An 8,901-nucleotide genomic window follows, 5' to 3' on the forward strand; every position below is an offset into this window, starting at 1 on the left:
GCTATCCGTTGGAACGGGCCGCCGACGCCCACCGTGGGCTGGAGGACCGCAGCGCGATCGGCAAGACCCTGTTGCTCGCCTGAGACGCGGTCTCACGTCCTGCTGTTGACCCCCGCTAAGCGCCTGCTTAGTGTCGGAGATCACATCTCGGCCCAGGAGGTCCCGTGAAGCGTGTGCTCGGCTCGATCGTCGCCGCCACTCTCTCGCTCGTTCTCGCCTCGTTCGCCCTGGCAGCGCCTGCTCCGGCGAGCGGGACGGGTCCGGGACACGTCAAGCCGCGACCCATCGTCTTCGTGCACGGCTCGGCGGGCTCGGCGAGCCAGTTCCAGACACCCGCGCTGCGGTTCGCGAGCAACGGCTACCGCGCGGAGGACATCGAGGCGGTCGAGTACGACACGCAGTTCCAGACCAACACGCTCGCTCAGGTGCACGAGCGGATCGACGCCGCGGTCGCGGCGGTGCTCCGGCGTACGCGAGCCGACAAGGTCGACCTCGTCGGCCACTCCCTCGGCACGTACGTCTCCCAGCAGTACTTGAACAGCTCCCCGGCGCGCGCCGGCCGTGTCGCCCACTACGTCAACATCGACGGTCTGACGGCGACGGCGCTCCCCGGCGGCGTCCCGACCCTGGCGCTGTGGGCGGAGCCGTGGCGCTATCCAGGCGTCACCCGCACGGTCGTCGGTGCCACCAACGTCGACCTCGGCGAGCAGGGGCACACCGAGGCGGTCACCTCGGAAAAGAGCTTCCGCGAGATGTTCCGCTTCTTCAACGGGCGCCGGCCCGCCACGACCGAGGTCCGTGCGGAGCGTGGGCGTCCGACGGTATCCGGGCGGGTGAACTTCTTCGTGAGCAACCTGCCGGTGGTCGACGGCACGCTGAGGGTCTATCGCGTCGGTCGGCTCACTGGGGCACGCCTCGGACGACCGGTCGCCACCTTCGACGTGACCGACGGAGCGTTCGGCCCGTTCCGCGCCTCGCGGCACGCCCGGTACGAGTTCGTGCTCACCCGCGGCGAGATCACGCACCACTTCTACACCGAGCCGTTCACGCGCTCCGACCGGTTCGTCCGCCTGATGACCGACCAGCCCGGCGGGGTCGTGCGCAGCGTGATGACCGCGTCGCCGCGGCACGCCAACCTCACGATCAGCCGCAACAAGGAGTGGTGGAGCGACCAGGACGGCCGCAACGACACCCTGACGATCGACGGCGTCTCGGTTCTCGACGGGATCGCTCCTCGAGCCAAGCGCGCGATCGGCATCGCGGTGGGCGACCAGCACGCCGACGGGGTGAGCGTCCTGGGTCAGCCCATCGCCGAGTTCGCGTCGGTCCCGTTCATCACCGGCGTCGACCAGTACCTCCGGGCGCCCCGCCGGCACGCCGGGATCCGGCTGCGGGCGGTGCCGCGCGGGACGACACGTCCGCACACCCTCGTCGTCCCGGCCTGGCCGTCGTCCGACCACTGGGTGTCCGTGCAGTTCGACGCGCACTGACGGCTGAGGCGTACGGACCGGCGAGGCGGGTGCGTAGTCCCACGGGGGCGGTGGTTTCTCAGGTTAACAACCGTTAACATCGACGGCATGCACCCCACCGGCATGCGCGACCTCGTCGCCGAGCTGCGCGAACGCCTCGCCGTCGTGCGCACCGGCGGACCGGAGCGCGCCCGCGACAAGCACGAGAAGCGCGGCAAGCTCTTCGTCCGCGACCGCGTCGACCGCCTCCTCGACCCCGGCTCGCCGTTCCTCGAGATCGCGCCGCTGGCCGCGTACGGGATGTACGGCGCCGACGGGGACGCGCACGCGGTGCCCAGCGCAGGTGTGGTCGCCGGCATCGGCCGGGTGTCGGGCCGCGAGTGTGTGATCGTCGCCAACGACGCCACCGTCAAGGGCGGCACCTACTACCCGCTCACGGTCAAGAAGCACCTCCGCGCCCAGACCGTGGCTGCCGAGAACCGGCTCCCCTGCCTCTATCTCGTGGACTCCGGGGGCGCGTTCCTGCCGATGCAGGACGAGGTCTTCCCGGACCGGGAGCACTTCGGGCGCATCTTCTACAACCAGGCGCAGATGTCGGCGCAGGGCATCCCGCAGGTCGCCGCGGTGATGGGCTCGTGCACCGCGGGAGGCGCGTACGTCCCGGCGATGAGCGACGAGACCGTCATCGTCAAGGACCAGGGCACGATCTTCCTGGGAGGCCCGCCGCTGGTGAAGGCCGCGACCGGGGAGGTCGTCACTGCCGAGGAGCTGGGCGGCGGCGAGGTCCACGCCCGGCGCTCCGGTGTCGTCGACCACCTCGCCGACGACGACGCCCACGCCTTGGCGATCGTCCGCAGCATCGTCGCGACGTTCGAGCGCCGGACGCCTCCCAGCCTCGAGCGCACGGAGGTCGTCGAGCCCCTCGAGGACCCCGAGACCCTGTACGACGTGGTGCCGACCGACTCGCGCACCCCGTACGACGTGCGCGAGGTGATCCGTCGCCTCGTCGACGGCTCGACGTTCCACGAGTTCAAGCCGCTGTACGGCGAGACGCTGGTCTGCGCGTTCGCCCGCATCTGGGGCTACCCGGTCGCCATCGTCGCCAACAACGGCATCTTGTTCTCCGAGTCGTCCCTCAAGGGCGCGCACTTCATCGAGCTCGCCAACCAGCGCGGCGTCCCGTTGGTGTTCCTCCAGAACATCACCGGCTTCATGGTCGGCCGCGAGTACGAGAACGGCGGCATCGCCAAGGACGGCGCCAAGCTCGTGACCGCCGTCGCGTCCTCGGTCGTCCCGCGGTTCACCGTCGTCATCGGCGGGTCGTACGGCGCCGGCAACTACGGCATGTCGGGACGCGCGTACGACCCTCGCTTCCTCTGGATGTGGCCCAACGCCAAGATCTCCGTGATGGGCGGCGAGCAGGCCGCCTCGGTGCTGGCGACCGTCCGGCGAGACGGCGTGGAGGCGCGTGGCGAGGAGTGGTCGGCCGACGACGAGGAGGCCTTCAAGGCCCCGATCCGCGCCCAGTACGAGGCGCAGGGCTCTGCGTACTACTCGACCGCACGGCTCTGGGACGACGGCATCATCGACCCCGCCGACACCCGGCGCGTCCTCGGCATGGCGCTCCAGGCGTCGTCCAACGCGCCGATCCCCGAACCCCACTACGGCGTCTTCCGGATGTGAGTGCCATGACCCCACGATTCACCAGCGTGCTCGTCGCCAACCGCGGCGAGATCGCCGTCCGCGTCGTCCGCGCCCTCCAGGCGGCCGGGCTGCGGGCGGTCGCCGTCCACTCCGACGCCGATGCCCTGGCGCCCCATGTCCGCCTCGCAGACCATGTCGAGCGGGTCGACTCCTACCTCTCCGTCGACGCGATCCTGGACGCCGCTCGACGCAGTGGTGCGCAGGCCGTGCACCCTGGCTACGGGTTCCTGTCCGAGCGGGCCGACGCGGCTCGGTCGGTCACCGACGCCGGCCTGGTGTGGATCGGACCGAGCGCCGAGGTCATCGACCTGATGGGGCGCAAGGACCGGGCGCGTGACGTGGCCGAGCGGGCAGGCGTGCCCGTGACCCAGCGCTATGACCCGGCGACGGTCCCCGCCGACGCCTATCCCGTCCTGGTCAAGGCCGCGGCCGGTGGAGGCGGCAAGGGCATGCGTGTCGTGCGCGACCCCGCCGACCTCGCCGAGGCGATCGCGGCCGCCCGCCGTGAGGCCGCGTCGGCCTTCGGCGACGACACGCTCATCGTCGAGGAGTACGTCGAGCGTGGCCGCCACGTCGAGGTGCAGGTGATCGGCGACGAGCACGGCACCGTCCTCCACCTCTTCGAGCGCGACTGCTCGGCCCAGCGCCGCCACCAGAAGGTGCTCGAGGAGGCCCCGGCCCCGACGATCTCCGACGCCACGCGCGCCCGGCTGACGGAGGCCGCGGTCGCGCTGTCGCAGGAGGTCGGCTACGTGAACGCCGGCACGGTCGAGTTCCTCGTGCACGGCCAGGGCGACGCGGAGCGGATCGCCTTCCTCGAGATGAACACGCGCCTCCAGGTCGAGCACCCGGTGACCGAGGCGATCACCGGGCTGGACCTCGTCGACCTCCAGCTGCGGGTCGCGCAGGGTCTCCCCCTCGACATCGCCCAGGACGAGGTGGCCGCGACCGGACACGCGATCGAGGCGCGCGTCTACGCCGAGGACGCCTACGCCGGATTCCTCCCGCAGGCGGGCCGTGCCGACCGCGTCGTCTGGCCCGAGCACGTGCGTGTCGACGCGGCGCTCGAGTCGGGCGCCGAGGTCACCACCGCGTACGACCCGATGCTGGGCAAGGTGATCGCGCACGGACCGGACCGCGAGACCGCTCGCGCCGCACTCGTCGACGCGCTCGACCGGACGGCCGTGCTGGGCGTCACCACCAACACCGGCTTCCTTCGACGGCTGGTGGCGTCCGACGCCTTCGGGTCCGCGGCGGTCCACACGTCGTGGCTCGACTCGGCCGAGGCGGCAGACCTGACGACACGGCCCGACGTCCCGCCGCAGGCGTGTGAGTCCGCGACGCGGGCGTGGGCCCGAGCGAACGTGTCTCCGGCCGACGACCCGTTCGGCGCCGCCGACGGGTGGCGCTCCGCGGCGAGCCCGGCTCCGGTCCTGGTCTCGCTCGTCGACGCCGACGCCAACCCGGTGGAGGTCAGCCTGACGCCCGGGTCGTACGAAGCAGTCACGGCCGTCGACGCGCCGTCGGTCGTCGATCCCCGCAGCGTGACCGTCGCCCACCAGGGCCAGTCCTGGACGTTCCGTCACCCGGACCCGGCGCGTGACCGCGTAGGCGCTGCGACCGGCGACGCCGACATCGTGTCCCCGATGCCGGGCACGGTCCTCTCCGTCTCGGCGGCCGAGGGTGAGACGGTGGACGAAGGCCAGGTCCTCGGCGTCGTGGAGGCGATGAAGATGGAGATCGCGCTGAAGGCTCCGTACGCGGGTGTGGTGACCCGGGTCGGGGTCGCGTCCGGTGACCAGGTCGCGCTCGGTGCGCTGCTGTTCAGGGTGGAGGACCAGGCGTGAGTCTCCCCTCCGTCCACCGCGATCCGGCACTGCCCGAGAGGGTGACGATCTACGAGGTCGGTGCCCGCGACGGTCTGCAGAACGAGTCGGGCGTGATCCCTCTCGACACCAAGCTCGCGTTCGTCGAGCGGCTGACCGCCGCCGGACTCCCGGTCGTCGAGGCGACGAGCTTCGTCCACCCGCGATGGGTCCCGCAGCTCGCTGACGCCGCCGACCTGGTCGCGCGGCTCGACCTGCACGGCCCCGTGCCGTACCCCGTCCTCGTCCCCAACGAGCGCGGCCTCGACCGCGCGCTCGAGTCCGGCGTCACCCACGTCGCGGTCTTTGCCAGCGCCACGGAGACGTTCGCCGCGAAGAACCTCAACAGCACGTACGAGTCGCAGTTCGCGATGTTCGAGCCGACCGTACGGCGCGCCCGTGCGGCCGGGCTGGACGTGCGCGCCTACGTCTCCATGTGCTTCGGCGACCCCTGGGAGGGCGCGGTGCCGGTCGAGCAGGTCGTCGGCGTGGGCCGGCGGCTCTTCGACCTCGGCGCGAGCCAGCTCAGCCTCGGCGACACGATCGGCGTCGGCACCGCACACCATGTCGAGGTGCTGCTCGACGCGTTCGCGGAGGCGGGCGTCGGACTCGACCGGATCGCCCTGCACTTCCACGACACCTACGGGCAGGCGCTCGCCAACACGTACGCGGCACTCCGCCGCGGCGTCACGACCTTCGACGCCTCCGCCGGTGGGCTCGGCGGGTGTCCGTACGCGAAGTCTGCGACCGGCAACCTCGCCACCGAGGATCTGGTCTGGATGCTCGACGGGCTCGGCGTGGCGCACGGGGTCGACCTGTCCGCGCTCGCGCAGACGAGTGCCTGGATGGCAGAGCAGCTGGGGCGCCCGTCCCCGTCCGCGGTGGTGCGTGCGCTGACGGCCGGCTGAGCGGCCAGACGGGCCGGGGTTCTACGCTGCTGGTATGTCTGTCCGCGCGATCCCGCTGCTGCCCTGCCCTTCGATCGACGACATCACCGACTTCTACGAAGCCCTCGGGTTCACCACGACCTTTCGCCAGTCCAGCCCCAACCCGTACGTCGCCGTCGAGCGCGACGGCCTGGAGCTCCACTACTTCGGCGTGGAGGGGTTCGATCCCGACGGCTCGTACGGGACGTGCGTCGTCCTGGTCGACGACACCGAGCCGTGGTTCGAGGCGATCGCGGCCGGGTTGCGTGAGCGCTACGACACGCTCCCGATGTCCGGTGTCCCCCGGATCACGCGACCGCGCCTGCGCGAGAACGCCCGCGGCCTCTCGGGATTCAGCCTGATCGACCCGGGCGGCAACGCGGTCCGCTTCACGCGCGGCATCGCGGAGCCCGTCATGGAGGAGAGCCGGCTCGCGACGGCGTACGCGTACGCGGTGGTGCTCGCCGACTCGAACGGTGACCCGGCGGAGGCGGCGACCTTGCTCGCCGGCGCGATCCGCCGTGAGGACGAGGCGAGTCCCATCGAGGACCGGGTGCAGGCGCTGGCCTACCTCGCCGAGCTCTGGGTCCGCGCCGACGACCCCGAGGCTGCGGCCCGCACCTTGGACGAGCTCGGCGACCACCCCCTCACCCCCGAGATCGAGGAGGCGGTCGCCGACCTGAGGCGATCGCTCGACCGCGCCTGACGTCGCGGGCGTTCCGTCCCCGATGTGTGCAGTTCATCCAGGTCTTACGCCCGAGATCCTGGATGTTCTGCACACATCGGGGAGGAGAGGTCAGCCGCGCTTGACGTAGCGGCTGTAGCGGGTGCGCTCGTCGTACCAGTCGTGACCCTCGCCGACGCGGGCGATGATCGCGGCACGCACCTTGACGCGCGGGCGGGTCGTCTTGGTCAGGCAGCGGACGGGCACCGAGATGGTCGTCTTCTTGCCGTTCCAGGACGTCTTGATCCCGCTGCAGGGAAGCGGTGTGTAACTGCTCGGATCGTCACCGCGCTGCCAGCCGAGGGACTTGCCGGTCACCGCGCCCTGGCGGTTGCGCTTGACCGAGACGATGTAGGCCCAGCGGCCGCTGTCACGGGTCTTGATGTTCAGCTCCGTGATCGCGAGCTTCTTCTTGTTGCGGTTCGGGATCGTCAGCACACCGCTGACGCGGTGGTCGCCGTTCTTGACCCGCAGCTTGGTGATGTCGGCGACCCGCGGGGCATCGCCGCGCGGGTCCTTCACGTCGGTGGTCGCCGCCTGTGCTGCGGTCGGCACCATGCCGACGGCCAGGACGGACCCTGCCGCTACTGCGCCGATGCGCATCCATCGTCTCGTCATGAGTGAACCTCCTCGTTCGTTTTCCTTGTCCAACCCGTGTCGTCAGCCGCGTCGGACGTAGCGGCTGTAGCGGGTGAGGTCGTCGTACCAGTCGTGTCCCGGCTCGAGCCGGGTGATGATCCCGGCGCGCGCCCGCACTCGACGGGCACTGGTCTCCGTCAGGCAGCGGACGGGGACCGAGATCGTGATCTTCTTGCTCTTCCACGCGGTCTTGATGCCGGTGCACGGCAGCCGCCGGGACGTGGCCGGATCGTCGCCGCGCTGATAGAAGAGCCCCTTCTTGGCGGCCTGGCCGTTGCCGGCAGGGGCGATCGAGACGATGTAGGCCCAACGGCCGCTGTCCTTCGTCCGGATCATGAGGTCGATCCCGGCGTACTTCCGCTTCTTGTGGTGAGGCACGGTGAGCACACCCGTGACCCGGTGTTCGCCGTTCTTGACCCGGAGCTTGGTGATGTCGGCGACTCGCGGGGCATCGCCGCGCGGGTCCTTCACGTCGGTCGTCGCCGCGTGCGCCGTCCCTGGGATCAGGCCGACGGCCAGGACGGAGCCCGCCGCTGCTACGCCGATGCGCATCCATCGTCTCGTCATGAGTGAACCTCCGCGTTCGTCATGTCGGTTGCTGACGTCCGTCCATGGCAGCACGAGGGAGGGTCAGCCCCGCCGTGCTGTGCTGCGGGACCCTTTTTTTGACTCATTCAAGAAAAGCAGCCACACTGAGCCCATGCCCCCCGCACCCGAGATCGAGCTGCTGATCCGCGCGGCGACGCTGCGCGTGACTCGGCCACGGGTCGCGGTGCTGACCGCCGTGCACGAGGCGCCCCACGCCGACACCGAGACGATCATCGCCGCCGTACGCCGCCGTCTGCCGACGGTGTCGCACCAGGCGGTGTACGACTCGCTCCGCACGCTGGCCGATCACGGCCTCGTCCGGCGCATCCAGCCCTCCGGCTCGGTCGCCCGGTACGAGGCGCGGGTCGGAGACAACCACCACCACGTCGTCTGCCGCTCGTGCGGAGCGATCGCCGACGTGGACTGCGCCGTCGGCGAGGCTCCCTGCCTGCACGCCTCCGACGACCGCGGCTTCGTGATCGACGAGGCCGAGGTCGTCTTCTGGGGCACGTGCGCCTCGTGCGCAACCACCGCTCAGGACGTGTGATCCGTCTCGTCCCTCCCGCCTTCACCCCCAGCAGTACCCCGTAGTTCAGCAAGCCCTGGAAAGGAACACATGTCCGAGAACCACGACGCCGTCATCGGCGAGGTCAACGAGGATCAGCCCGCGGGCGGATGCCCCGTGGCGCACGGCAAGGCCGCCCACCCGACGCAGGGTGGCAGCGGCAACCGTGCCTGGTGGCCCAACCAGCTCAACCTCAAGATCCTCGCCAAGAACCCTGCGGTCGCCAACCCGCTCGGCGAGGACTTCGACTACGCCGCGGCGTTCGGTGCGCTCGATCTCGACGCCGTGAAGCAGGACATCTCTCAGGTCCTGACGACGTCGCAGGACTGGTGGCCGGCCGACTTCGGCCACTACGGGCCGTTCATCATCCGGATGGCGTGGCACAGCGCGGGCACCTACCGCGTCAGCGACGGTCGCGGCG

8 protein-coding genes and 1 pseudogene are annotated in these 8,901 nt (G+C 70.8%); 7 read left to right on the top strand and 2 right to left on the bottom strand.

From position 1 onward, the window contains the following. Positions 1 to 164 precede the first annotated feature (164 nt). The 5 genes from PV363_RS13385 (at position 165) to PV363_RS13405 (ending at position 6,670) form a co-directional block, all read left to right on the top strand. On the top strand, positions 165 to 1,490 hold the full coding sequence (locus PV363_RS13385; protein WP_301022565.1) for an alpha/beta fold hydrolase: 1,326 nt from the start codon (positions 165 to 167) through the stop codon (positions 1,488 to 1,490). 87 nt (positions 1,491 to 1,577) lie between these two features. Then, entirely contained in the window at positions 1,578 to 3,152 is a 1,575-nt protein-coding gene (locus PV363_RS13390; protein WP_301022566.1) for a carboxyl transferase domain-containing protein, read from the top strand. A 5-nt stretch (positions 3,153 to 3,157) separates the two neighbouring features. Then, positions 3,158 to 5,020, top strand: a complete 1,863-nt coding sequence (locus PV363_RS13395) for a biotin carboxylase N-terminal domain-containing protein (RefSeq protein WP_301022567.1) — start codon at positions 3,158 to 3,160, stop codon at positions 5,018 to 5,020. Continuing rightward, complete coding sequence (locus tag PV363_RS13400; RefSeq protein ID WP_301022568.1) at positions 5,017 to 5,946, top strand: hydroxymethylglutaryl-CoA lyase; 930 nt, start codon at positions 5,017 to 5,019, stop codon at positions 5,944 to 5,946. Before PV363_RS13395 ends, PV363_RS13400 begins: the two co-directional genes overlap by 4 nt. Before the next feature lie 34 nt (positions 5,947 to 5,980). After that, entirely contained in the window at positions 5,981 to 6,670 is a 690-nt protein-coding gene (locus tag PV363_RS13405) for a VOC family protein (protein ID WP_220366579.1), read from the top strand. A gap of 90 nt (positions 6,671 to 6,760) precedes the next feature. Here PV363_RS13405 and PV363_RS13410 read toward each other — a convergent pair whose 3' ends face one another. Both PV363_RS13410 and PV363_RS13415 read right to left on the bottom strand, forming a co-directional pair. Beyond that, positions 6,761 to 7,306: a hypothetical protein gene (locus PV363_RS13410; RefSeq protein WP_301022569.1), complete on the bottom strand. Its 546-nt coding sequence runs from the start codon at positions 7,304 to 7,306 to the stop codon at positions 6,761 to 6,763. Between the two features lie 42 nt (positions 7,307 to 7,348). Continuing rightward, positions 7,349 to 7,894 (bottom strand): hypothetical protein, encoded by a 546-nt coding sequence (locus tag PV363_RS13415; protein WP_301022570.1) that lies wholly within the window; start codon positions 7,892 to 7,894, stop codon positions 7,349 to 7,351. A 133-nt stretch (positions 7,895 to 8,027) separates the two neighbouring features. Between PV363_RS13415 and PV363_RS13420 the strand changes: the two genes are divergently transcribed. Together PV363_RS13420 and PV363_RS13425 are read left to right on the top strand one after the other, a co-directional pair. Next, positions 8,028 to 8,462, top strand: coding sequence for a Fur family transcriptional regulator (locus PV363_RS13420; protein WP_220342871.1), 435 nt, complete (start codon positions 8,028 to 8,030; stop codon positions 8,460 to 8,462). A gap of 69 nt (positions 8,463 to 8,531) precedes the next feature. Then, positions 8,532 to 8,901: pseudogene (locus tag PV363_RS13425) on the top strand (catalase-peroxidase); the annotation flags it as partial.

The organism is Mumia sp. (assembly GCF_028803055.1).
Lineage (GTDB): Bacteria > Actinomycetota > Actinomycetes > Propionibacteriales > Nocardioidaceae > Mumia.